Here is a 25062-nt window from a genome sequence, read left to right as displayed (position 1 = left end):
CCCTCCACAGACAAGCAATATCACATTATTTTCGACTTCCAACATACTCATCTTCGCCGTAAAATCTTGTACCAAACGCGACTTCGTTTATGTCTTAGATCTCCCATATCCTCTAATGCCAAAAGTAAGAAACTCGTAAACTCCTGAATCAAAACAAGCGTGCCTAGTGAAAAAAGAGTATTCTTAAAGCAAATGAATCTAAAACCTACCCGATGAGTATTCAACCTAATTCCCGTCAGTTAATTTCATGCGAAGAGTGCGGCCTTGTTGTTCGCATTCCCGATATCGAACAGGGGCAAAAAGCACAATGTCCTCGATGTTCGCATTCGCTGACTAAAGTGAATGCCAAGCCTTACCAAAGCGTGATCGCCATATCATCGGCATGTTTGATCATGTTAGTGCTAAGCATTTCTTTCCCTTTTATGTCGTTCAGCGTGCAAGGGTTGTCGCAAGAAATCACCTTGTTGCACGCTGCCAAAATGCTGGCTGAGTTTCAAAATGTGCTTTTGGGTGTGCTGCTACTCGCAACAGTTATCGTTTTGCCTGCAATCTATGTTGGTCTCATTCTCTTTCTTCACCTTGAAGCATTAAAAGCACGTAAACATACCCCCTCTAAAAAGCAGCAACGAATGGCAAAAGTTTTATGCCGTCTTCTGTTTCGAGTCGAACCTTGGTTAATGGTGGATGTATTTTTGATTGGCGTGTTGGTCAGCTTAATTAAAATCGCTTCCCTCGCAGACATAGGAATGGGCACTTCATTCTGGGCGTTTTGTGTATATACCGTTCTGGTAGTCAAATGCATATCAATGGTCGACAAAAGCTGGCTCTGGGGGCACTTTATTCCAGCTATCGAGCTACCTGATGTAAAAGAGGGTGATACGCACCATAACCACAACCATATTGGTTGTCATACGTGCCACCAGCTCAACCCTATTGAAGCTAAAAAACACCAACACTGCATTCGTTGTAAAAGCCCTATTCACAAATACAACCCCGCAGACAATTTACAAAAAGCTTGGGCGCTTTTGTTTGCTTCAATCATTTTCTATATCCCTGCGAACCTCTACCCTATGATGTACACCGTAAGCCTTGGACATGCAGAAGGTTCGACTATCATGGAGGGGGTAATATTGCTTTGGCATTTAGGTTCTTACCCTATTGCGATGGTAATTTTCTTTGCTAGCGTATTTATTCCAATGGCGAAAATGCTGGCACTCGCGTGGCTGTATTACAATGCGCAAAAAGCGCGATATCTTCCGCACGAAGAGAGTATTTCACGCTTAAAGATCTACCGCATAACTGAGTTTATTGGCCGTTGGTCCATGATCGATATCTTCGTCGTCGCGATCTTAGTTGCACTGGTTCAGCTGCAAAACTTAATGGCGATTTATCCAGGTCCTGCTGCGCTCTCTTTCGCGGCAGTGGTCATTTTTACTATGCTTTCTGCAATGATATTTGACTCACGTTTGTTGTGGCAATTGCCACAAAACGAAGTGCAGGAGCCGATTTCTGACAACTTAAACGAGAAAGCCAAATATGAGTGATGAGAACAACGTAACCGCTCAAATAAAACCGCAAAAGCAGATTTCTGCGATATGGATTGTCCCGATCCTTGCGCTAGCCATGGGAGCGTGGATGCTGTTCCAATATATCAACAGTACAGGCCCACAAATTACTCTCCAACTGCCAACCGCAGATGGGATTGAGGTTGGCAAAACCGAAATCCGAGCATTGAATGTAAAAGTCGGACTGATTACTGAAGTCACTCTCAGTGAAAATTACGATCACATCATCGCTAAGGCACAAATGAACAAGGATGCAGAACGCATGCTGCGAGATGACACCATGTTTTGGGTTGTGAAGCCTCGTATTGGCCGTGATGGCGTTTCAGGTTTAGAGACCTTGCTCTCTGGCGCTTATATCCAACTTCAGCCGGGTAAATCTAAGATAGAGAAAGAGCGCTTTACGGTCTTAGATGTTCCCCCAGTCGCCTCTCCTGATGCAGAGGGGTTACGCCTTGTGTTAACACACCGCGAGGCTGGTAAGCTAGGCGTTGGTGACCCCGTCATTTATAAAGGCTTTACGGTTGGTCGTGTAGAGAAAACCAGCTTTGATGTTGACACTCGCAAAGCGTTATACCAACTCTTTATTTTCAAGCCTTATGACAGCTTAGTGCGCACTCGTACCAAGTTCTGGCTGAATTCTGGCGTAGATTTACAGCTCAACGCTGAAGGGTTCGAAGTCAAGTTTGGCTCATTAGAGAGCATGCTAACGGGTGGTGTTACCTTCGATACCGTTCCAGGTCTTGAATCCGGTGAACAGCTCACTGAAAATATGGTCAACTTCCGCTTGTACGATGATATTAAACAACTTCGAGAAGGCATGTACGATGATTATATTGAATTCGTTATGCTTTTTGATGAATCGGTACGAGGACTTAAACGTAAGGCACCTGTCGAATATCGAGGCTTGAGAATTGGTACTGTGATGCGTGTACCAATGCGACTTCCAACCCCAGAAGAGAACTTTTCTGCGAAAAAAATCCCTGTATTGGTACGTATCGAGCTCGGCCGTGTTTATGGCGATTTCCAATCCCAATCTTTACCAATGTTAAAAGATAAATTGAAGAGTGAGTTTGCTAAAGGCCTACGTGGTACTTTAAAAACAGGTAACTTATTAACAGGCGCACTGTATGTTGACGCCGACTTCTATCCAAATGACGAGCCTTACGTACCGAGTAAGTTTGCTGATTTAGATGTTTTCCCAACCATGCGTGGTGGTTTTGCGCAGGTTCAGCGCCAAGTGAACGACTTCCTAAATAAGATTAATAACTTACCGATGGAAGAAACGCTAGATTCTCTCAATTCAACGTTAAAAACGTCTGAAAAAACGTTAGCTTCAGCAGAACGCGTGGCGGACAGTATTGATAAACTTTTGAATCAAAAAGAGACGCAAGAGATCCCAACAGATATTCGCCAAAGCTTACAGCAATTACAAAAAACACTCGATGGTTATGGGCCCAACTCAACCATGTACAGCGAAATGGAAGCCACGCTAAAAGAATTAGAAAGCGTGATGACAGAGTTTAAACCCGTACTTAAACAGCTAAACGAAAAGCCAAACTCTCTTGTGTTTGGAGAAGATGAAATCAGTGACCCAATACCAGTTAAAGGCCAAAACTAATGAAACGAGTATTCTTTCTGTCTATCGCGCTATTTGTCGGTCTAACGGGTTGCAGTAGCGCTCCGCAAACTAAAGGAGCTATGTACCTTCTACCTAAGGTGGAACCAGTGACGCTGAGCTCTTCTGATATCGCTCAGCGCCCAACTTTAGTTGTTCGTCCAGTGACATTGGCGAGTTATTTGAATGATAGTGGCATTGTTTATCGAACCTCTGAGACCCAAGTTATTCAGGCGAAACACAATCAATGGGCGCACAGTATTTCTGAGCAAATCACTCAGAGAGTCGTCGCGGAGCTGCGTCACAAGCAAAGTCATTACTGGCCGGCTGAAATGAATAATCTGTTGGATCAAAGCGGTGAAGCCAAACTCCAGCTTACGTTAAATAAATTTAATGGCAGCTACAAAGGTAATATCGAAATTGAGGGGGAATGGTTACTCATTAATGCCGAAGGTAAGGTAGAAAACAGCGCGCCAATACAAATCTCTCAGCCGCTTCAAGATGAGGGCTATGAAGCGCTCGTCAACGCTTTATCCATAGGCTTAGAAAGCCTAACCTCAGACATTGCCAAACAACTCTAAGTCAATGTTAATTACAGGGAAGCAAGTTGCTTCCCTTTTTTATGCAGAGTGTAGCGACTTCTACTAAGCTGAAAGCTGACGAAAAGCCGAAAAGGAAATTGGATGAAACCATGTAACCTGCTATCACTCTCCTCACTCATTCTTGTATTACCTACATCAGTAGCGCTCTCAGCCGAGACACAAGAATCTCGTTGGCGAAATAGCATAGAAGTGTACATGCTAGGACTGAATATCCACGGGGATACCAGTATTGGTCGCTTTTCATCAGAGGTGGATGTCGATCCTAAGTTCATCGTAGACCACCTCGATATTGGGGCGATGTTGCGATTCGAGAGTATTTACCAAAGTAAGTGGGGCTACTACATAGATTATAGTTTCATGAACTTAAGTGGTGATGTTAATAATATCAAGGGCGCTCTGCCTAACGCTCGTTATCGTGCGGACATCGAAATACGGCAAGGTGTTCTAGAAGCAAAGGCATTCCAACGCGAACAATATTCATTTGGTAAACTGGATTATATGTTTGGATTACGTTGGTGGGACAATGACATCACCGGCAAGCTGTATCGTAATGACAACCGGGTACTAGAAGATAGACTGTCATTACAAGAAGATTGGGTCGATTTTTTAGTTGGCTTGCGACTCATTGATGAATTGAGCGAAAACTGGCGATTTCATGCCAGCATCGACGCCGGACTTGGCAACGAGACTCACTTCACTTATGCCATTCAAACTGGTGTTCGTTATAGCTTTAACGAATGGTCTGATCTCAACTTAGCTTACAAGTCGACCTGGGTCGATTACAAAAATGAAGAGGTATTTGAATATGATACGGCTTCTCAAGGGCTTTTAGTCGGACTTGGCTTTTACTTTTGATTAGGTTGAACCCTAGCCTATATTCAAGCGTTGTAACTTGTACCAACTCTAGGTACACGTCTAGTGCCACGTTACAGATGCTTAAATAAGGCAAATTGATCTTCATCAGACTATAAATTGCTCTTCGGTGCTACTCTCTGTCACAAAATATAAAACCCCACTCTATGACCTCATATAGGTCTTGTTGATAAGGTTCCCGAATAGCAATGTCGATTAACATTTCCGATTTAACCACCGCCCTAAATAAGGTGGAGCATATTCATAAAGTGCAGCTTGAAAACGTACATCAGTTCTTCAAAGCAAACGAAGCTTTCTCGTTGCAAACATTCAGCCAGCTGATATCAAGCGACTCGCTTGATGATCGATTTAAAACCATCGATAAAGCGTTCTCTTTGCTTGGTGATGCAAAAACCTACCTTTTAGAAGCGTCTTACCTTATTAAGTAAAAAAGAAAGCCCCGATAAAATTCATTACCGGGGCTATCATTTTCTATCTAAACTACTGATTTACAATTTGTAACGATCATCAATTACCGTTAATTCTGGGAAAGTTTTACCCTCGTCCATCGCTTCTTCTGTCTCTTCTTTTACTTGGTTATCAATCCAGAAATTACCGATATCCATTGGATGAAGCACCCATTCTGTCGCTTTTGTCATGCCGTTTTTAGGAATTTTAACCCAGCGCCAATGAGCAACTCGAGAATAAGGCACCATGTAGCCAGGAACGATGATGTTCGCTTTGCTGACATAGTTTTGGATTTGATGCGACAAGTCGTAACGCTTCTCCTGATCAAACTCAGAATCATACGCTTCAATTAACTTGTCTAGCTCAGGGCTGCTGTAGTTGGTGTGAGCATTCGTTTGTGGTCGATTTGCATTATCCGAGTGTAGGTATTCCCAATACGCAGGGATCTCACCAGAGCCCATATTCAAAAACGCTAGCTGATGCTTTTTCTCAAGAATGTATTTAAACGCAGATGAGCCATCCACCAAATTTAACGTGAACTCAAGACCAGCAAGTTTCGCTTGCTCTTTCAGGTATGCAATACGCGGTGTCCAAGAGTTGTATCCATAGGTGATAGCAAAGCTCAAGCGTTGGCCCTTGTCGTTAATACGAATACCATCTGCGCCCACTTTGTCAAAGCCCGCTTTTTCGAAGTGTTTAACCGCCGCATCAGCATCAAACTTTGGCGGTGTATTGTTAGGATCATCGTATTCGCCATGACCAAAGCCGAGTCCATGCGGTTTACGTGAATAATCTCCACGCATGATGTTTTCAATCATGCCGTCATAGTCAGTGGCTGCCATAACACCTTTACGCACTTCTAGGTTATCCAACATCGGCATCGCTGTGTTCATCCAAAGACCACCAGCTCCTTGCGGTGCTTCGTTAAAGCCCCAGTACTTTTGGATATAGCCTTTTTTGTACACATCACTATTGGTTTTGTCATGCCAAAAGCTTGGTAGCACCATCTCAAAGTAGTCTAAGTTGCCTTTCTCAAAGTGCTTCATGGCAATATCAGGATCGCGAATCACCTTAATGCGAACCTTTTCAACGTTATAACGGTTTTTATAGTAGCGGTTGTTGTATCCCCACCAATCTTCACCGACATGTTTGAATGTCACGCTCTTACCTTTCTTCACTTGATCAATGTAGTAAGGCGCTGCGGTTGGCTCAGATTTAAAGTTAAACTTTCTGACGAAGTTATCAGGCATGCCATCGTTATTTGCGTCCTTTTCTCCTTCAAAGAAGTGTTCAGGACGAGGCTGAAAACCATTACTTGGCATGTTAATCATAACCATAAGTGAGTCATGACTTTGAGCTACAGCAAGATTGACTTTGATCGTGTAGTCATCAATTTTTTCAACACTCACAATACTGTTTGTGAAGAAGTCGTTATACCACGGGTCGATAATGTCTTTTGACGTGTAGTACTTCATCATAAAGACGTAATCATCTGCTGTAATTTTTTCACCATCTGACCACTCGGCCGTTTCGTCGAGTTTAAAGAATACGGTTTTGTTGTCTTCTCCAAATGCCCATGACTTAGCAAGTTGAGGGATCCATTTGCCAGTATTTGGATGACGCTGAGCCAGTTTTGGTGAACCATCCATTAAGTATTGGCGCAAACCTGAGTTCGCATCTGGACCAACACTTCGTAATGTTTGCGGAAAGCTCTGAATGTAAGTGCGATAGGTGCCACCTCGTACCGCCTCTTCAGAGGCAAATAGAGGTTCGTTGTTGTTTGAAATCCATTCGATATCAGCTGGCAATTCTGCCGCACTCAGTTGAAAACTGGCAGCGGTCAGTGTTGCTAGTACTGAAAATGGCAGTTTTTTAGTCATGTTTCTTCCTTGTTGTGTTTGCGCACTAAGGTCGTAACAAGGAAGACAGCGTGTGAAAGCTCACAGAAAGCTGCGATTTAAAATACGCAGATAGGAAATAATAGGAACGTAATATGAAGTGACGTCCTGCCAGCTTCTATATTAATTTCAAAGAGTTTCACTAGGTCATCCTAGACCTTACAACGCAGTGAATGCATCTTCGCCATAGTATTCTTTAGATATTTGTAACGCAAGCCATCAATAACACATGATTGCATTTTCGAGGCATCACAGTGAGTTATGTTACAAAAGTGTGATCAGCATAGTACCAAGCCCTACTTTACTCAGAATAAACCGCAGAACCTTTATCTCAATTGGCCCCGATATACCAGTTACAGCGAGTAAATGATCAGACATAGCTGGTTAAAAGGAATGGTTGTTTACCGCGATCAGTATTTTCACTCGATATAAAAAGTGAGGCATCTTAGCCTCACTTTTCTCCATACAATCGAGACAGTGCTTACATTTTAGATAAGCTCTCATTGATCGACTTCAGCACTTCTGCAGGATTTGACGCTTGAGTGATAGGGCGACCAATCACAAGATAATCTGAACCTGATTGGATAGCGTCTACTGGCGTCATGATACGGCGTTGGTCACCTTGTTCTGAACCAGCAGGTCGAATACCAGGGGTCACTAATTTAAATTCTTGGCCTAGTTCGCTCTTCAGTAGTGAGGACTCTTGCGCTGAACATACGACACCATCTAAGCCCGCGTTTTTGGTCAAGGTTGCTAGACGAATCACTTGCTCCTGAGGCGCAACATTCAAACCAATACCAGCTAAATCACTTTGTTCCATACTGGTTAGTACCGTTACACCGATAAGAAGTGGACGATCTTTACCATATGGCTCAAGAATTTCACGTGATGCCGTCATCATACGCTCACCACCGCTCGCGTGTACGTTCACCATCCATACACCCATTTCAGCCGCAGCGCGAACTGCTTTCGAACAGGTGTTTGGAATATCGTGAAATTTTAAATCTAGGAATACCGAGAAACCACGTTTATGGAGTTCACGTACAAAATCAGGACCAAATAGCGTAAACATCTCCTTGCCAACTTTTAGTCGGCATGACGCAGGATCAATTCTATCTACAAACGCAAGTGCATCTGCTTGGTTATCATAATCCAGTGCGACAATAACTTTTTGGTCGATCATTTCATCTCCTAACTGTTTTGGTTCTTATTAAATAAAAAGTTAAAAAAATGCAGCGGACAGAAACTCTGCCAGCTGCATTAAGAATTATTCACCATCCAATCCGCGGATTGGCTTGATCGTCCCCCATCCTTTACAGGACGGACAATGCCAATAAAGGGAATGGGTAGAAAATCCACACTTCCGGCATCGGTAATGCGGTTTCACTTTTAACTGTTCACCCACCATCGCTTGTAGTGTTGATAGGCTGTCTTTCGCTCGACCATCTTCTGCTTCTGCAATGTGGTAGTCAATTAAACGGTAGAAGCCCTTCATGGTTGGGTTTTTCAGCAATTGTTTCGTCAGTAACTCTTGAGCAGCCCCAACGTTCTCGTGATGAGCAACTAATTGAGCCAACATCAACTCGGCTGATACGCCTGCTTTCTTATCAATACAAGCTCTCAGAAACTCGACAAGTTCATCTTCCTGACCCAGATGATGATAGCATTCTGCAATAGTTGGCAAGACATCACTGATAAAGTCTTTATCTTGCTCAAGTACCCCCGTCAGATATTTGATGGTGTGCTTATAGTCTTCAGACTCTAGGTAAATTCGTCCCAAAGCAATACTTGCTCGAACACACTTCGGGTCTTCCGCTAACGCTTTTTTAAAATGCTGTATTGCCTTATTAGTATTCCCATCAGCTTGGTCGAGCATGGCTATTTCACACCAAAAATGGGCAATATTTGCACGCATCCTTGAGCGTTTATTACCTAACTTAGCCAATTGGTTCGCGTAATAAATCGCCTTTTCCCATTCTCGTGTTTGCTGATAAATGGTCACTAATTGTTGAAGAGCCGCCTCTTTGTAATCTGGCTCTTCGACTAACTGTTCAAAGATTTTCTCTGCACGATCAAGAAAACCAGAGACCATGTAGTCTTTCGCTAACTGTTGAAGGGCGAGGTTCTTTTGGTCCAGTGTTAAGCCTGAACGAGAAATAAGATTTTGGTGAATTCTGATTGCGCGGTCGACTTCACCACGAGACCGGAACAGGTTACCCAACGCAAGGTGAGTATCGATGGTCTCGTTATCAACTTGGAGCAATTCAATAAAGTGATCGACAGCCTTATCTGATTGGTCAGAGAGCAGCAGATTAAGACCCGTCATATACTGACGAGAGATTTGATGAGATTGCTTCTGCTTGTCTTGCTGAGCGCTGCGATGCCCCATATACCAGCCATACGCAGCAGCTATAGGCAACAACAAGAAGAGTAGTTCAAGCATTAAAGTTAAGCCTTATCCTTATGCCTGTTTTTCAATGGCTGGCTTATCAGCAGCGTTGTTTGATTCAGTTGGTTCGTACTTTTTCAGTTTTTTCTTTAAACGACGGACCTGTAGCTGAGTTTTCAGTTGGATGCTACCAAAGATAACCCACGCTAAAGCAAAGCCAACCACAAATACTACACCTAATAGCGTAGATAAGTGGAACTCTCCTTTTGCTAGAAGATAGTTAAAAGTCACGAGCTCTTGGTTTTGGGAACCTAACGCCAATGCAATTAAAAAGAGAGCTAAAACAGCAACGATTTTTATAATTTTCATGTTACATCACCCTTCTAGGAGTAAGTCGGTAAGATTATGCAGGAAAATGCTTCTTCAGACTACGTATATTAGCAATAATCTATACCCAAGTAACCTCAAGATGCTTAGTTTGTAGACATGCTTAGAAGTTAAAGTTATTTGGGTATAGAAAGCAGCAAGGAAAACGGCTGAATCCACAATTAGATTAGTAAACGATCTTGGATGTATGACTAACTTGGATACATTACAAAAAAGCGGCATACACAAACGTATGCCGCTTTTTTCAAACTAATAAGAGTGCATTAACCAATATTTACACGCTCACGAAGTTCTTTACCAGGTTTGAAATGTGGAACGTATTTACCTTCCAATTCCACTTTATCGCCCGTTTTAGGGTTACGACCTACGCGAGGCTCGCGGTAATGAAGAGAAAAACTACCAAAGCCACGGATCTCGATACGGTCACCGCTCTCTAGTGTAGAGGCCATGTGCTCTAAAATATCTTTTACAGCATCCTCTACCTCTTTCGCTGATAAGTGTGTTTGCTCAGCGCAGAGTCTTTCAATCAGTTCAGACTTAGTCATAGTTGCCCTCTTTGAGTATCTTTATCACTTATTATAGTAAGTAATACTAATTCCAACAAACACTTGCTGACAATTCTAGACAAATTTTATGCAAAATGCGCAATGAAGAAATGCCTTTTATTAAGATAGTTTACTGTCATTAGTATTACTACTTAAATATGACCAAATATAAAAAAGGAGCCTTGCGGCTCCTTTTTTGCTTAAGCGAGTATATTATTCGCCTTTAGCAGCTTTGAAAGCGTCAGCCATTGCGTTACCGAATGCATTGTCATCTTGCTTGTTGATAGATGCCATTGCTTCTTGCTCGTCAGCTTCGTCTTTAGCTTTGATAGATAGGTTGATTACGCGGTTCTTACGGTCTACACCTGTGAACTTCGCTTCAACAACATCACCAGCGCTTAGGATTAGAGAAGCATCTTCTACGCGATCGCGTGATACTTCAGAAGCACGGATGTAACCTTCAACGCCTTCTGCGATTTCAACAGTAGCGCCTTTAGCGTCAACAGCAGTTACAGTAGCGTTAACTAGAACACCTTTCTTGTTGTCAGCAACGTAAGCATTGAATGGGTCATTTTCCATTTGCTTGATGCCTAGAGAGATGCGCTCACGCTCAGCGTCTACTGCTAGAACAACTGCAGAGATCTCGTCGCCTTTCTTGTACTCACGTACAGCTTCTTCGCCAGCAACATTCCAAGAAATGTCAGATAGGTGAACTAGACCGTCGATGCCGCCTTCTAGACCGATGAAGATACCGAAGTCAGTGATAGACTTGATCTTACCAGTAACTTTGTCGCCTTTAGCTTGTGCTTCAGCGAATGACTGCCATGGGTTAGCTTTACACTGTTTCAGACCTAGAGAGATACGACGACGTTCTTCGTCGATTTCAAGAACCATAACCTCAACTTCGTCGCCAACATTAACAACTTTAGAAGGGTGGATGTTCTTGTTAGTCCAATCCATTTCTGAAACGTGAACTAGACCTTCAACGCCTTCTTCGATTTCAACGAAGCAGCCGTAGTCAGTTAGGTTAGTTACGCGACCAGTTAGTTTGTGACCTTCTGGGTAACGCTTAGCGATTGCTACCCATGGATCTTCGCCTAGTTGCTTAAGACCTAGTGATACGCGAGTACGCTCACGGTCGAACTTAAGAACTTTAACTTGGATCTCGTCACCAACGTTAACGATTTCAGATGGGTGCTTAACGCGCTTCCAAGCCATATCAGTGATATGTAGAAGACCGTCAACGCCACCTAGGTCAACGAACGCACCGTAGTCAGTAAGGTTCTTAACGATACCTTTAACTTCAGAACCTTCTTGTAGAGTTTCTAGAAGCTCGTCACGCTCAACGCTGTTCTCTGATTCGATAACTGCACGACGTGAAACAACTACGTTGTTACGTTTTTGGTCAAGTTTGATAACTTTGAACTCTAGCTCTTTGTTTTCTAGGTGAGCAGTGTCGCGGATTGGACGTACGTCTACTAGAGAGCCAGGAAGGAAAGCACGGATACCGTTTAGTTCAACAGTGAAACCGCCTTTAACTTTACCGTTGATGATACCAACAACAGTTTCAGCTTCTTCGTAAGCTTTCTCAAGTACGATCCAAGCTTCGTGACGCTTAGCTTTCTCACGAGAAAGTTGAGTTTCACCGAAACCATCTTCAACAGCGTCTAGAGCTACGTCTACTTCAGCGCCAACTTCAACTTCAAGTTCGCCAGCAGCGTTCTTGAACTGTTCAGCAGGGATAGCAGATTCAGACTTAAGACCAGCGTCAACAAGAACGAAACCGTTCTCGATAGCTACTACAGTACCTTTAACGATGCTGCCTTGTTGGAATTCTGTTTCGTTTAGAAACTCTTCAAAGAGTTGAGCAAAAGATTCAGTCATTTAATTAATCTTCAATAAATTAAACTTCCACGGGTATCCTACCGCATGGGGTTATTAAATTCGCCAGTCATCATCCTTGCGACCAACGCTCTTAGCCTAGTCGAGTATTATTACTCAGCTAGCTTCGATTCGATATATTGTAGTGCCTTTTCTACTACTTCGTCGATAGTCATCGACGTAGAATCTAGCACAAGCGCATCCTCAGCAGGGCGTAATGGCGCCACTGGGCGGTTACGATCTCGGTCGTCACGCTCTTGGATCTCGCTTAAAAGGTCAGCAAATCTAACATCTAACCCTTTCTCTTGCAACTGTTTAAGGCGTCGATTTGCACGCTCTTCAGCACTCGCATCAAGGAAGATTTTTGCTTGCGCACTCGGGAATACAATTGTGCCCATATCACGACCATCAGCAACCAGACCCGGAGCGGTCTCAAATGCACGCTGACGACGTAGTAATGCTTCACGAACACGTGGCAAAGCCGCAACTTTAGATGCTGCCATACCCGTTTCTTCTTTACGAAGCTCCCCTGACACGTCTTCGCCTTCTAGAATGACCTTAACTAAGTCACCTTCCGCGATAAATTGAACGTCTAGGTGGGTTGCTAGTGGGACAAGAGCATCTTCTGACTCGGTGTCGACACCGTGGTGAATCGCAGCGAGTGCAAGTACACGATAAATTGCGCCAGAATCTAAGAGTTGGAAACCCAACTTTTTCGCCAGCAACATACATAAAGTGCCTTTACCTGCACCACTAGGTCCATCTACGGTTACAACCGGAGTTTGAGAGGACATGTTCTTCTCCACCAATAGTTTCTTTTCAGCAATTTGCTCGGTTTTCGAGGCGCACATTATACGGGTAATCAGTCTTTGGAGCGAGGAAAAATGTCGTGTAAAGCATTACACCTAATGCGTAATTGGATTCATCAATAAACATAAAGTTCAACAAAAACGGCGAGAGCTTCCGCCCTCGCCGTTTTAAATGTCATGAACTTAAGCTCGATTAAACAATCGGCTTTTGACCACGCTCAGCTAACTTTAAAATCACACTATCAGCGACTTTACCCGCCACACCTGCTAGCTTGTCGGCCAGTTTTTTCTTTTGTACATAATGCACAGAAAGTACAGTTTTATCTTTGCATGCCGCAACAACGATATCATCAGATGTACTAATGTCATCCACCAAACCAAGCTCTTTCGCTTGTGTACCGAACCAGTGCTCACCAGTGGCTACTTTGTCTAGGTCCAAACTAGGACGACGCTCACGGATGAAGTCTTTAAACAAGACATGTGTTTCTTCAAGTTCTTGCTTAAACTTATCGCGCGCTTTATCGGTATTCTCACCGAACATCGTTAGCGTGCGTTTATATTCACCCGCTGTTAGTTGTTCGTACTCAATGTCATGTTTCTTCAACAGTTTGTTGAAGTTAGGAATTTGTGCGATAACGCCAATAGACCCCACAATTGCAAATGGTGCAGAAACAATCTTATCTGCTACACATGCCATCATGTAACCACCACTTGCCGCAACTTTGTCAACAGAGATGGTCAGAGGAAGACCCGCAGCTTTGATTCGGTCCAGTTGAGAAGAGGCAAGGCCGTAACCATGAACCATACCACCGCCAGACTCTAAGCGAAGTAACACTTCATCACCTTCACGTGCGACAGCCAAAATAGCGGTGATTTCTTCACGTAGAGACGCGACTTCTTTTGCGTCTATGCTACCGTTGAAATCAAGAACAAATAGGTGTGGTTCACGCTTGCTATCTAATGAACCGTCTTTGCTCGCTTGTTTGATTTCTTTCTCGCGAGATTTGTTCTTCTCTTTTTCTTCTTTCTTGACGGCTTTATCTCGAGCCTTGATGAAAGCATCGTCATGCAAATGATGCTCTAACTGCTCAACAGATTGTTTGTGTTGCTCTGAAAGGTTGGTAATCTCTAACTCCCCTTTCGCCGCACCCGATTTGCCACCAGCCGATTTTGCAATAATGAGCAGAACAATTATCGCAGCAACCACCGTGATAATTTTGGCCAGAAACAGACCATAATCTAATAAAAATTCCAACGAGAGCTCCTTTATCTCATTTCAGATGACGTTAGTATGTTACGCAGAAACATCAGCGAGAAGGCAGCGCGGTTTGTAACCACTTGTTCTGATTGATAGCATACCTAACGAAAGTTCTGGAATTGGTATAACACATGAATTGGTGTATTGTAACCATCTTGTCACGATTACCAAGATTTTCCATTGAGAAACAGGCGTTTTTTAGCGTCAATTAACTATCATGGACCCTCTTACAATAATAAGGATTTATCGCCGTGAACTACTCCGTTTCAGCTGATGCTCTAAAAGGTAAAGTCATTCTTGTTACTGGCGCTGGTAATGGCATCGGCCGTCAAGCCGCGCTTTCTTATGCCGAGCACGGTGCAACTGTTATTCTCTTGGGTAGAAATGTGCAAAACCTTGAATCTATCTATGATGAGATTGAAGCTGCTGGCTATCCACAAGCTGCTATCATTCCATTGGATCTCAAGGGTGCAACTCAGCAGAATTACATTGATATGGCAGAGACAATCGAAGGACAGTTTGGTCGCTTGGATGGTCTATTACACAACGCAGGTGTCTTGAGTTCGCTGTGTCCATTTGATCAAATCAAAGAGGAAGACTTCGACGATATCATGCAGATCAACGTGAAAGCCGAAGTGCTAATGACTCAAGCATTACTGCCTGTGATGCGTAAATCAGAAGCTGGGCGTATTATCTTTACCTCTTCAACCGTCGGCCACTCTGGCCGCGCATTCTGGGGGCCATACGCTATCTCTAAATTTGCCGTAGAAGGCATGATGCAAGTTTTAGCTGACGAGCTGAGTGATACACCGATCCGCGTTAACGCAATTAACCCTGGTGCCACTCGTACTCGCATGCGTGAAAAAGCATATCCGGGTGAAGATGCGAATACTCTCAAAACGCCACTGGATATCATGCCGCTATATTTGCACTTAATGGATCCTGCGGTTACCGATGTGAACGGTCAGTGCATCGACGCTCAACCGAAGCGTAAATAACTCATTCAGGTTACCTCACATAATCGATTGAAAAGGCAGCAAACGCTGCCTTTTTTCATTTCTCTCTTCATAAAAATCTTGCGACTTTCTCCCACAGAAATATACTGTACATATATACAGGTATTTATTATGCAAGATATTATTCAGAACTTAAAAAGCCAACACCTTGTTTGGCAAGCAAATTTAACGAAAGCAGATCCTCAGCAGTTGCAGACTAGTTCCGGTTTTTCTGAATTAGATGATTTGCTCGGCGGAGGCTTTCCACCTCATGGCGTAGTGGAGATGGAATCTATTGGTAGTATTGGTGAATTGCGTTTGCTCGCTCCCTATTTAAAAGCCACTCAGACCAATGGTGTGACCGCATTTATTCAACCACCTGCGCTAGTGAATTCTCTGTTTTTACACTACATCGGGTTGGATATAAACCAAGTGTGGGTCGTTACTCCAACTCACCCCAAAGACGCTCTTTGGGCTGCAGAGCAATGTCTGAAAAGTGGGGTATGCAGTAATGTTTTGTTATGGCAAGAAGAGCTTGAAATACATCAAGTGAAACGCTTACAGGTAGCGAGTGAACAAGGTACTTGCCCTCTCTTTATGCTTAAAACAGATACTATCAACCGCTTGTCTTTACCTGTGTCACTCAGTTTAAAACTGAAAGGCGACGAGCAAGGGATTCATGTTGAAGTGCTGAAAAGGAAAGGAGGCTGGAATAGAGGTAGCGTTAGTATCGGCTTCCAACACCATTACCCGCAACTGGTGAAACCATCATCTGAAACTGTGCACTCGACTGTGGTCAATTTCCCACTGGCGAACCAAGGTTAGTGATATGGCTCTGTGGATTTACTTGCACTTCCCTCGCCTACAGCTAGACGCACTCTTTGGTGATAACCAAGAACAACCCGTGGTGATTGTCGAAAGCCAACGTTGCCAGATTCTTCAATACAACGAGATTGCCGAACAACAAGGCATTAAGCCAGGTATGGGACTAGGCAGTGCTGCGTCCTTGTGTCGAGATTTACAAGTGCATCCTTATCATCCGCACACCGAATGGAGCAAGTTACAAGAAATTGCTCAATGGCTGTATTTGATCACATCTGACGTTGTGTTGATGCCAAACCAAGGTATTTTGCTGCGTGCTACTCCAATGCTCGCTCTGTATGAAGGGTTTGAAAACTATTGGAACAAAGTCAGAGCTCACTTATCGGAGCTGAAACTGAGTTTTCAATTCGGATGTGGTTTTTCGCCTTTTGCTGCCAAATTGATGGCATTATCAGGAGCGAACGTCATCAGCGAAGACAAATCTGCCATACAAAAAGCCTTATCACCAATACCGTTAACACTGACAGATTTATCAAACGCTACCGTAGAGAAGTTACAACGTGTAGGTGTCACCACATTGCAAAACCTGCTTGAACTGCCATTGCAAGACATCGCACGACGCTTTGATATCGATTTGGTGAACTACGTTGGTCGACTGACTGGGCAGTTTAAACACCCTGTCGACTTTTATCACCCTACCGAATCCTTCCAAGTTTATTTAGAGCTGTTGTTTGAGATCGAAAACGTTCAGTGGATTGAAAAGCCGTTGGCCAAATTACTTCGTCAACTCGAAATCTTTCTTAAATTAAGAGATAAGGTCGCTTTTGAACTGTGTTTAACACTCCACCAGCGTGAGAAACAAGAGCAACACCTTCAACTCACTTCTGCGCAAGGTGATTACCTATGTCAGCGTTGGCAACAGTTAGCGAGTTTGAGCTTAGAGTCACTCTCGCTTAATGGCCCAGTCACAGGGCTAACGTTAAAAGTCATCCGTCAAGGTGAGCCTCTTAGTGCATCACGCGATCTCTTTGCTGGGCAGAAAGGAAACATGAATGCTTTAGAGTTGCTTTCTTTACTGCAAGCTAAATTGGGAAAAAGTGCCGTTTTAAAACCCAATATTGCTTGCGATCCTAGACCAGAAAAGGCCAGTCAGTATCGCCCTGCTGATGCTACGGATGAAAAGGGGCACGCCATACCATCCATACTACGCCCAGCAATGCAATTACCGACTCCCATTGTATTGCAAGAGCAAGTTTCTTTGGTCCACGGACCTGAGCGAATAGTTTCTGGGTGGTGGGATGGTGATGAGATCATGCGTGATTACTACATTGCACACACCAAGCAAGGCCGCTGGTTATGGATATTTCGTGATCAGCACAAGCACTGGTTTCTTCATGGCTATTTTTGTTAAATCGACAGTTATTTTTGTTGGGTCATTATGAGTTACGCGGAACTATTTTGTCAGTCTAACTTCTCTTTTTTGACTGGAGCTTCTCATGCAGAAGAGCTGGTACTCCAAGCTGCTTTCTATCGCTATCAAGCTCTAGCTATAACGGATGAATGTTCAGTCGCGGGCGTTGTCAAAGCCCATGCGACCATCGAACAACATAAACTCGATATCAAACAAATCGTTGGAAGTATGTTTTGGTTAAATGATGAATGCCAAATCGTACTGCTTTGCCCTTGTCGCAAGGCTTATGCCGAGTTGTGTCGTATCATCACAAACGCAAGAAGACGCAGTGAAAAAGGCAACTATCAACTGTTCGAATGGGATTTGATGTCGGTTCGACATTGTTTGGTATTGTGGCTGCCCACACATCAAGAGAGTGATCACTATTGGGGGCGCTGGCTCAATCAACACCACGCTAATCGTTTGTGGGTAGCGATTCAGCGCCATTTGAGTAACAACGATACTGAGTACATTGCGCACTGCGAGCAGTTAGCACATGAATTTCAATTACCTATAACTGCCTGCGGAGGCGTTCTCATGCATGACGTTGAACGCTTGCCATTACAGCATGTACTTACTGCTATAAAACATGGGTGTAGCGTCGATAAACTCGGTTTTGACCGTATTTCGAATACTGAGCGAGCGCTTCGTCCTTTTAAAAAGTTGATTCGGATTTACAAACCAGAATGGCTGGAAGAAAGTACTTACATCGCCGATTTATGCGAGTTTAAGCTCTCCGATTTAAAATACGAATATCCTACCGAGCTGATCCCAGATGGTTATACACCCGACTCTTACTTACGTATGTTGGTCGAACGTGGTAAAAAGCTGCGTTTTCCTGAAGGCGTGCCAGCAGAAGTCAATCAAACCATCGAGAATGAACTGGCGCTTATTCAAGAGCTTAAATACCACTACTACTTCCTTACTATTCACGACATCGTAATGTTTGCGAAACAGCAAGGTATTCTTTACCAAGGGCGAGGTTCCGCTGCAAACTCTGTAGTGTGTTATTGCCTGGAAATTACCGCCGTCGATCCTCGACAAATCGCTGTCTTATTCGAACGATTTATCAGTAAAGAACGTAAGGAACCGCCGGATATTGATGTGGACTTTGAACACGAGCGCCGTGAAGAAGTTATCCAGTATATTTACAAAAAATATGGTCGTGAGCGTGCAGCACTTGCTGCAACAGTGATCAGCTATCGCTTTAAAAGTGCCGTGCGTGAAGTCGGTAAAGCACTAGGGATTGAAGAGACCCAATTAGATTTTTTCATTAAGAACGTTAATCGCCGAGATCGCAGCCAAGGCTGGCAAGCTCAAATTATTGAACTTGGCTTACAACCAGAATCTCTCAAAGGGCAGCAGTTTATCCAATTGGTCAACGAGATCATTGGCTTCCCACGCCATTTATCTCAGCACGTAGGTGGCTTTGTAATTTCATCTGGCCCTTTATATGAGTTGGTACCTGTTGAAAATGCCTCGATGGAAGATCGCACTATCATTCAATGGGATAAAGACGATTTAGAAAGCTTGAAGCTACTAAAAGTCGATGTACTCGCACTCGGCATGTTAAACGCCATCAAAAAGTGCTTTCAACTGGTCGAGAAACATCACCAGCGATCCCTCTCGATTTCCGAGATCACTCGCCGACAAGATGATCCACACGTGTACCGCATGATCCAAAAAGCTGACACGATAGGCGTATTCCAAATTGAATCTCGTGCACAAATGAGCATGCTTCCTCGCCTAAAGCCTGCTTGTTATTACGACTTAGTGATTCAAATTGCAATTGTTCGTCCAGGCCCTATTCAGGGTGATATGGTGCATCCTTTTTTAAAACGACGAGATCACAAAGAGCCTGTCAGTTATCCATCGGAAGAAGTAAAAAGCATTCTGGAGCGGACTATGGGCGTCCCTATTTTCCAAGAGCAAGTCATCAAGCTAGCCATGGTAGCCGCAGGGTTTAGCGGCGGCGAGGCCGATCAACTCCGTCGAGCGATGGCATCATGGAAAAAGAATGGCGATCTCGCTAAATTCAGACCAAAACTGATCAATGGTATGCAAGAGAGAGGTTATGACTTAGCGTTTGCTGAGCGCATTTTCGATCAGATTTGCGGCTTTGGTGAGTACGGCTTCCCTGAAAGTCATTCAGCGTCTTTCGCAGTGCTGGCATATTGTTCTGCATGGTTAAAATATTATTACCCAGCCGAATTTTACACTGCATTATTGAACAGCCAACCAATGGGATTTTATAGCCCATCGCAATTAGTACAAGATGCTCGCCGACATGGCATCGAAGTATTGCCGGTGTGCGTCAATCATTCAAAATATCAGCATCATCTCGTCTCACGTCCGAATGGCAGGCTCGGCGTGCAACTTGGTTTTCGCTTGGTGAAAGGCTTTAACGCAGAAAGCGCACAAAGGCTTATTGAGCGCAAACCACTTAATGGTTACCGAACGATTCAAGAAGTAAAGCAGATATTAAGAAGCCGAAGTGACATTGAATTATTGGCTTCAGCCAATGCATTTCAGGCCTTATCGGGGAATCGTTATAACGCTCGCTGGGCAGCAATGGATTCCTTATCTGACCTACCATTGTTTCACAAGGTCGAAGAACCCAATGTTAGCTACCAGACTCAACCCTCTGAATATGAAAATTTAATTGAGGATTACGCAAGCACGGGACTATCTCTTAGCCGCCATCCAATTAAATTATTAGAAGAAACGGGCAAACTCCCTCACTTTACTCGCATGATGCAACTGGCAGAGAAGCCGCATAAGTCACTGGTCACAGTGGTAGGCGTGGTAACAGGAAGACAATCTCCAGGCACCGCCGCTGGCGTGACATTTTTTACGCTAGAAGATGACACGGGCAACATTAATGTGGTCGTTTGGCAAGCGACAGCACGAGCCCAAAAGCAAGCGTATTTAGGCGCTAAAGTATTAATGGTGAAAGGCATTCTTGAAAGAGAGGGAGAAGTCACGCACGTTATTGCTGGCAAGTTGATTGATTGCACGCACTACTTGAACAATCTACAAAGTAAATCTCGGGATTTCCATTAGTACAGAGGAATTAAGGAGAGAGATGTTAAAAATCAGAGAGAGGTGCGCTCCCTCTGATTTCACTAGATCTAATCATGCACTTTTAGAAAGCATCTGGCGTAATCGGTCTTGAGCAACTTCTACCAGCAGATCCGGTTGGAATTTAGATATAAAGCGATCACAGCCTACTTTTTGTACCATGGCTTCATTAAAACTACCGCTCAGAGAAGTGTTCAATGTGATAAACAACTTAGACATACGTGGATCTTGGCGCACTTCATGGGTCAGTTTATAACCGTCCATTTCAGGCATTTCAGCATCCGTAATCATCATCAACAGCTCTTTTTCTACATCTTTACCTTCATCACACCAACGTTTTAAAACCGTTAACGCTTCTAGCCCGTCACGACACTCGATGATATTCATACCCAATTGAGAAAGCGTATCGCGAACTTGATTACGAGCTGTAGAGGAATCATCCACAATCAGAACATTACGCCCGACCATTGCTTGGGCCAGTTCTTGATCGAGAATGTCCTCCGAAATAGTCACGTCGTAATGCACGATCTCTGCTAAAACTTTTTCAACGTCAATAATTTCGACAATTTGAGAGGCATCCCCCTCTTTGATTTGCGTGATAGCCGTGAGGTAATTCGAGCGACCAGACGTGGAAGGAGGCGGCTGAATTTCAGTCCATGCCGTATTAATAATGTTTTTAACCGGACCGACTAAGAAGCCCTGCACCGTGCGGTTGTACTCTGTCACGATCAAATTTTCTTCTTCCGCTTCACCACGTAAAGCAGGAAAACCAATTGCGCCTCGTAAATCAATCACTGGTACCGCTTCACCTCGTAGAGAAGCAACCCCACGAATATTGTAGTGCGATCCAGGGAGCTTGGTTAACGGTGGAAGCTTGATGACCTCTTTCACTTTGAACACATTAATCGCAAATAATTGGCGACTATTTAAAGTGAACAGCAGAAGCTCTAGTCGATTTTCACCAACCAAGTTTGTACGCTGGTCAACCGTATTTAACACTCCGGACATACTACTACCTAAATTATGGATAATTCTTATTTTACTCGAAATCAGTACAGACACAGCAAGGTTATATAACCAAATAACCTTAAAATATTTGGCTTTTCGAGCACAGCTTTAAAGTACAACAGTTTTAGCGTATTACTTCTCTTTGCATCAGACGCAAAGTCACGCAGCACATTGAAAGCCATTTTGTTTATTTACTTGAGCTTTTTAGGAAATTACATGAATGGCGCAGATATAGCAATGCAACATAACTCAAATTCCCTTTCTAGTAATAGGCGATCAAAAAGGGTGAGCCGTTAAGTCTCACCCTAAATCACCTACAAATGCAGTCTCAACAGCCAGGCACATCATCATGTTAAAAAGTACTTAACCTTCCACAACCTTCATCAATAGTTGACCATCGTACAACGCTTGCTTAATCAACGCGGCACCAGGCATTGTGGCTTGCTTATAGAAACGAGACTCCACCAGCTCAAGATCTTGGTGATAAACAGGTAAACTCTGCTCTTCGATACAGCGACGAACCGCAGGATAAAGCACATCTTTTGCTTGGTTAATCACACCACCGATCAAGATTTTCTCAGGGTTAAATAAGTTGATCACAATAGCAATTGCAGAGCCTAAGTAGCGTCCAAGTTTTTCAATCACATCGACGGCCAAAGGATCACCGTTTGCAGCGGCTTCACAAATGCTCTCAATACTCATTTCTTCTTGTTTAGCAAGAATAGAGTCTTCGCCATCAGCGATTCGTCTTACGACTTCTTCACGAATTGCTTGAGAACTGGCAACGGTTTCCAAACAGCCAATATTGCCGCAATGACAACGTTTTCCATTTGGGTCAATTTGAATATGCCCGAGTTCACCAATGTTACCGTGACGGCCTTGCAAAACGCGCCCATCCAGAATGATGCCCGCACCTAAACCGTGGTGGATAGAGATAAGAACGGAGTTGTCATTATCTTGAGAATGACCAAAAAGCTTTTCTGCTAATGCCCAAGCTCGCGTGTCATTGGCAATGAAAACTGGCAAGCCCGTTGCTTTGTATATCTCTGGTCCAAGAGCAAGATTTTCGACATTGTAATGAGGCATCTGCAAAACGACACCTTGCTCTGAGTTCACGAGACCAGGCAGCGTAAGGGCAATACTGGTAACACGATCAAGTTGATCCGCGTAAGTCTGAAAGAATTCATCAATTTCGTAAAGCAGGCGCTCAAGCACATCGTCTTGATCAAGCTCGTGTATCTCGATTTTAGTATCGATCAGTACATCACCGCCTAACTCATGCAAAGCAATGGTTAAATAACCCCGCCCCAAACGCATTGACAAAAATTGCCAGCCTTCATTATTGACCTGCAAACCGACAGCAGGTCGACCACGACTCGTCGCTTCTTGTACTGTCGTTTCATGAATCAAGTGCGCTTCAATTAATTCTCGAGTGATTTTGGTGATACTAGCAGGAGCAAGCTCACTCTGCTTGGACAAATCAATTCGAGAAATAGGACCTTTTAGGTCAATTAGTTTATATACACGACCAGCATTGACCTGTTTGATATGATCAATATGGCCCGGTTGAGCCATGTACATCTTGCACTCCGAAATTCTATAACGGGACAATTTTTTTACTTTGCGAACTAATTGTGAAGTGAATTAATAAATCCCCGTGACAAGCATCACGTATAAACCTGTTTGTTTGTGTATTCAATCAAATAACGAAGAATCTACTCCTGTTAAATTGTTTGAAAAATAACTTATTTTTATTCACTAAATTATGAAGTAATGCCTTTAAAGCAGCGTATTTTTATCAATAAGGCCATTGCCTGTCGAATATCTGTCTGTTTTACCGGGGTTACTCTTAATGTAAACATTCTGTGCATATACTTATATTCAAGTAGCTTTAAGGTGTGGGCTCAGCAACGAGGCTAACCTTGAGAGCGACTGCGTAAAGTAAGGATAGAGTTCAAGTTACCTTTACACACACATTCATCGGAGAATCTATGACTTCCAAATTAAGACGAACAAAAATTGTCACTACGCTGGGTCCTTCAACGGATAAGGACAATATACTTGAGGAGATCATCAAAGCCGGTGCAAACGTTGTCCGTATGAATTTTTCACATGGAACCAGTGAAGACCACATTCAACGTGCGAATAAAGTCCGTACCATTGCAGCAAGACTTGGGCGTCAGGTTGCAATTCTTGGTGACTTACAAGGCCCTAAAATCCGTGTATCAACGTTTAAAGACGGCCAAGTCATTTTGAATGTGGGCGATAAATTCACATTAGATAGTGATTTACCAAAAGGTGAAGGCAATCAAGAATCTGTAGGGTTAGATTATAAAGAACTGCCGCAAGATGTTTCACCAAATGACATTTTATTACTCGATGATGGACGCGTTCAGCTGCAAGTTACTAAAGTAGAGAGTAATAAAGTTCATACCCGTGTGATTGTCGGTGGTCCACTGTCCAACAATAAAGGGATCAACAAAAAAGGCGGCGGATTGTCAGCGGATGCGCTCACAGAGAAAGATAAAGCCGACATTCTTACCGCCGCAGCAATTCAAGTAGACTACCTTGCTATTTCATTCCCGCGTAACGGCGAAGACATGCATTACGCTCGACGCTTAGCTAGAGATGCTGGCCTTGAAGCCATGTTAGTGGCTAAAGTCGAACGAGCAGAAACCGTCGCGACCAATGAGTCTATTGACGACATTATTCTCGCATCCGATGTAGTGATGGTTGCACGTGGTGACCTTGGTGTAGAAATCGGTGACCCTGAGCTCATAGGTGTCCAGAAAAAACTGATTCGCCGCGCACGCAGTTTAAACCGTATCGTGATTACTGCGACACAAATGATGGAGTCCATGATTACTAGCCCAATGCCAACGCGTGCTGAAGTGATGGATGTGGCCAATGCGGTTCTAGACGGCACTGACGCGGTGATGCTGTCTGGAGAGACTGCTGCAGGTAAATATCCTGTAGAAACGGTCAAATCCATGGCCGAAGTATGTGTGGGGGCAGAAAAAATGTCGGAGGCAAGTCTATCTACTTATCGCTTAGATAGAACCTTCGAAACCGCTGAAGAAACCATCGCAATGGCAACCATGTACTCTGCGAATCACATGGAAGGAATTAAAGCGATGATCTCATTAACTGAGTCCGGCAGGACTGCGTTGATGATGTCTCGCTTAAGCTCTGGCTTGCCAATATTTGCCTTATCACGGAATGAATCGACACTAAATCGAGCAGCATTATACCGAGGCGTGACACCTGTATATTTCGAGTCAAAAAGTGATGCGGGTTTACCAACGGCTCAAGCAGCTATTACTAGCCTTAAAGAGCAAGGGTTCTTGCACAAAGGTGATTTAGTCATTATTACTCAAGGCGATGTAATGGATGTTGTTGGCTCAACCAACTGCATGCGCATTCTACAAGCGTAGTCG

20 protein-coding genes are annotated in these 25062 nt (G+C 43.6%); 10 read left to right on the top strand and 10 right to left on the bottom strand.

What is annotated here, in order from left to right; all coding sequences use genetic code 11:
* Positions 1 to 212: 212 nt before the first annotated feature.
* The 5 genes from R7040_RS19205 to R7040_RS19185 all read left to right on the top strand — a co-directional run bounded on the left by R7040_RS19205 (position 213) and on the right by R7040_RS19185 (position 5083).
* Positions 213 to 1544: a paraquat-inducible protein A gene (locus R7040_RS19205; RefSeq protein WP_005376683.1), complete on the top strand. Its 1332-nt coding sequence runs from the start codon at positions 213 to 215 to the stop codon at positions 1542 to 1544.
* Entirely contained in the window at positions 1537 to 3183 is a 1647-nt protein-coding gene (gene pqiB / locus R7040_RS19200) for an intermembrane transport protein PqiB (protein ID WP_005376682.1), read from the top strand. Before R7040_RS19205 ends, pqiB begins: the two co-directional genes overlap by 8 nt.
* Entirely contained in the window at positions 3183 to 3761 is a 579-nt protein-coding gene (locus R7040_RS19195) for a membrane integrity-associated transporter subunit PqiC (RefSeq protein ID WP_158156711.1), read from the top strand. Before pqiB ends, R7040_RS19195 begins: the two co-directional genes overlap by 1 nt.
* Before the next feature lie 102 nt (positions 3762 to 3863).
* Positions 3864 to 4637 carry a hypothetical protein gene (locus R7040_RS19190; RefSeq protein WP_318081392.1) on the top strand — a complete coding sequence of 258 codons (774 nt, stop codon included), beginning with the start codon at positions 3864 to 3866 and terminating at the stop codon, positions 4635 to 4637.
* Between the two features lie 206 nt (positions 4638 to 4843).
* A complete protein-coding gene (locus R7040_RS19185; RefSeq protein ID WP_005376679.1) occupies positions 4844 to 5083 on the top strand; it encodes a hypothetical protein in 240 nt (79 codons plus the stop codon).
* 60 nt (positions 5084 to 5143) lie between these two features.
* On the opposite strand, the gene R7040_RS19180 is transcribed toward R7040_RS19185, so the two are convergent.
* The 8 genes from R7040_RS19180 to sohB all read right to left on the bottom strand — a co-directional run bounded on the left by R7040_RS19180 (position 5144) and on the right by sohB (position 14266).
* Positions 5144 to 6982 carry an extracellular solute-binding protein gene (locus tag R7040_RS19180; RefSeq protein ID WP_005376669.1) on the bottom strand — a complete coding sequence of 613 codons (1839 nt, stop codon included), beginning with the start codon at positions 6980 to 6982 and terminating at the stop codon, positions 5144 to 5146.
* Positions 6983 to 7481: 499 nt separating this feature from the next.
* Positions 7482 to 8183: an orotidine-5'-phosphate decarboxylase gene (gene pyrF, locus R7040_RS19175; protein ID WP_017821659.1), complete on the bottom strand. Its 702-nt coding sequence runs from the start codon at positions 8181 to 8183 to the stop codon at positions 7482 to 7484.
* Between the two features lie 84 nt (positions 8184 to 8267).
* The gene (gene lapB / locus R7040_RS19170; RefSeq protein WP_005376665.1) at positions 8268 to 9443 is read right to left on the bottom strand and encodes a lipopolysaccharide assembly protein LapB; all 1176 of its coding nucleotides are present in this window, start codon (positions 9441 to 9443) and stop codon (positions 8268 to 8270) included.
* A gap of 18 nt (positions 9444 to 9461) precedes the next feature.
* The gene (locus R7040_RS19165) at positions 9462 to 9758 is read right to left on the bottom strand and encodes a LapA family protein (protein WP_005376663.1); all 297 of its coding nucleotides are present in this window, start codon (positions 9756 to 9758) and stop codon (positions 9462 to 9464) included.
* A 281-nt stretch (positions 9759 to 10039) separates the two neighbouring features.
* A complete protein-coding gene (gene ihfB, locus R7040_RS19160; RefSeq protein WP_005385816.1) occupies positions 10040 to 10321 on the bottom strand; it encodes an integration host factor subunit beta in 282 nt (93 codons plus the stop codon).
* Positions 10322 to 10534: 213 nt separating this feature from the next.
* Positions 10535 to 12205 carry a 30S ribosomal protein S1 gene (rpsA, locus tag R7040_RS19155; protein ID WP_005385817.1) on the bottom strand — a complete coding sequence of 557 codons (1671 nt, stop codon included), beginning with the start codon at positions 12203 to 12205 and terminating at the stop codon, positions 10535 to 10537.
* A 110-nt stretch (positions 12206 to 12315) separates the two neighbouring features.
* Entirely contained in the window at positions 12316 to 12996 is a 681-nt protein-coding gene (cmk, locus tag R7040_RS19150; RefSeq protein WP_021033981.1) for a (d)CMP kinase, read from the bottom strand.
* A 208-nt stretch (positions 12997 to 13204) separates the two neighbouring features.
* Complete coding sequence (sohB, locus tag R7040_RS19145) at positions 13205 to 14266, bottom strand: protease SohB (protein WP_005385819.1); 1062 nt, start codon at positions 14264 to 14266, stop codon at positions 13205 to 13207.
* 254 nt (positions 14267 to 14520) lie between these two features.
* Between sohB and R7040_RS19140 the strand changes: the two genes are divergently transcribed.
* From R7040_RS19140 to R7040_RS19125, 4 genes are all read left to right on the top strand, one after another.
* Complete coding sequence (locus R7040_RS19140; RefSeq protein WP_005372980.1) at positions 14521 to 15267, top strand: YciK family oxidoreductase; 747 nt, start codon at positions 14521 to 14523, stop codon at positions 15265 to 15267.
* 129 nt (positions 15268 to 15396) lie between these two features.
* A complete protein-coding gene (gene imuA, locus R7040_RS19135; protein ID WP_053306608.1) occupies positions 15397 to 16089 on the top strand; it encodes a translesion DNA synthesis-associated protein ImuA in 693 nt (230 codons plus the stop codon).
* A 4-nt stretch (positions 16090 to 16093) separates the two neighbouring features.
* Complete coding sequence (locus R7040_RS19130; protein WP_064354174.1) at positions 16094 to 17497, top strand: Y-family DNA polymerase; 1404 nt, start codon at positions 16094 to 16096, stop codon at positions 17495 to 17497.
* A gap of 27 nt (positions 17498 to 17524) precedes the next feature.
* Entirely contained in the window at positions 17525 to 20599 is a 3075-nt protein-coding gene (locus R7040_RS19125) for an error-prone DNA polymerase (RefSeq protein WP_318096931.1), read from the top strand.
* A gap of 72 nt (positions 20600 to 20671) precedes the next feature.
* On the opposite strand, the gene R7040_RS19120 is transcribed toward R7040_RS19125, so the two are convergent.
* The gene (locus R7040_RS19120) at positions 20672 to 21625 is read right to left on the bottom strand and encodes a chemotaxis protein CheV (protein WP_005372976.1); all 954 of its coding nucleotides are present in this window, start codon (positions 21623 to 21625) and stop codon (positions 20672 to 20674) included.
* A gap of 363 nt (positions 21626 to 21988) precedes the next feature.
* Positions 21989 to 23206: an ROK family protein gene (locus R7040_RS19115; RefSeq protein WP_005385828.1), complete on the bottom strand. Its 1218-nt coding sequence runs from the start codon at positions 23204 to 23206 to the stop codon at positions 21989 to 21991.
* 410 nt (positions 23207 to 23616) lie between these two features.
* On the opposite strand from R7040_RS19115, the gene pyk reads away from it, so the two are divergent.
* The gene (gene pyk / locus R7040_RS19110) at positions 23617 to 25059 is read left to right on the top strand and encodes a pyruvate kinase (protein WP_064354176.1); all 1443 of its coding nucleotides are present in this window, start codon (positions 23617 to 23619) and stop codon (positions 25057 to 25059) included.
* Positions 25060 to 25062: the final 3 nt, after the last annotated feature.

Source organism: Vibrio sp. 1069, assembly GCF_033340555.1.
The sequence above is the reverse complement of the archived record's forward strand: the minus strand, read 5'-3'. Positions and strand labels throughout refer to the sequence as shown.

Bases quoted from the DNA above. Each gene is read 5' to 3' on its own strand.
- lapB (WP_005376665.1), bottom strand. From the start codon at position 9,443: ATGCTTGAACTACTCTTCTTGTTGTTGCCTATAGCTGCTGCGTATGGC.
- R7040_RS19115 (WP_005385828.1), bottom strand. From the start codon at position 23,206: ATGTACATGGCTCAACCGGGCCATATTGATCATATCAAACAGGTCAAT.
- R7040_RS19130 (WP_064354174.1), top strand. From the start codon at position 16,094: ATGGCTCTGTGGATTTACTTGCACTTCCCTCGCCTACAGCTAGACGCA.
- R7040_RS19190 (WP_318081392.1), top strand. From the start codon at position 3,864: ATGAAACCATGTAACCTGCTATCACTCTCCTCACTCATTCTTGTATTA.
- pyrF (WP_017821659.1), bottom strand. From the start codon at position 8,183: ATGATCGACCAAAAAGTTATTGTCGCACTGGATTATGATAACCAAGCA.
- R7040_RS19205 (WP_005376683.1), top strand. From the start codon at position 213: ATGAGTATTCAACCTAATTCCCGTCAGTTAATTTCATGCGAAGAGTGC.
- rpsA (WP_005385817.1), bottom strand. From the start codon at position 12,205: ATGACTGAATCTTTTGCTCAACTCTTTGAAGAGTTTCTAAACGAAACA.
- ihfB (WP_005385816.1), bottom strand. From the start codon at position 10,321: ATGACTAAGTCTGAACTGATTGAAAGACTCTGCGCTGAGCAAACACAC.
- R7040_RS19195 (WP_158156711.1), top strand. From the start codon at position 3,183: ATGAAACGAGTATTCTTTCTGTCTATCGCGCTATTTGTCGGTCTAACG.
- R7040_RS19125 (WP_318096931.1), top strand. From the start codon at position 17,525: ATGAGTTACGCGGAACTATTTTGTCAGTCTAACTTCTCTTTTTTGACT.
- cmk (WP_021033981.1), bottom strand. From the start codon at position 12,996: ATGTCCTCTCAAACTCCGGTTGTAACCGTAGATGGACCTAGTGGTGCA.
- R7040_RS19185 (WP_005376679.1), top strand. From the start codon at position 4,844: ATGTCGATTAACATTTCCGATTTAACCACCGCCCTAAATAAGGTGGAG.
- R7040_RS19165 (WP_005376663.1), bottom strand. From the start codon at position 9,758: ATGAAAATTATAAAAATCGTTGCTGTTTTAGCTCTCTTTTTAATTGCA.
- pyk (WP_064354176.1), top strand. From the start codon at position 23,617: ATGACTTCCAAATTAAGACGAACAAAAATTGTCACTACGCTGGGTCCT.
- pqiB (WP_005376682.1), top strand. From the start codon at position 1,537: ATGAGTGATGAGAACAACGTAACCGCTCAAATAAAACCGCAAAAGCAG.
- R7040_RS19180 (WP_005376669.1), bottom strand. From the start codon at position 6,982: ATGACTAAAAAACTGCCATTTTCAGTACTAGCAACACTGACCGCTGCC.
- imuA (WP_053306608.1), top strand. From the start codon at position 15,397: ATGCAAGATATTATTCAGAACTTAAAAAGCCAACACCTTGTTTGGCAA.
- R7040_RS19120 (WP_005372976.1), bottom strand. From the start codon at position 21,625: ATGTCCGGAGTGTTAAATACGGTTGACCAGCGTACAAACTTGGTTGGT.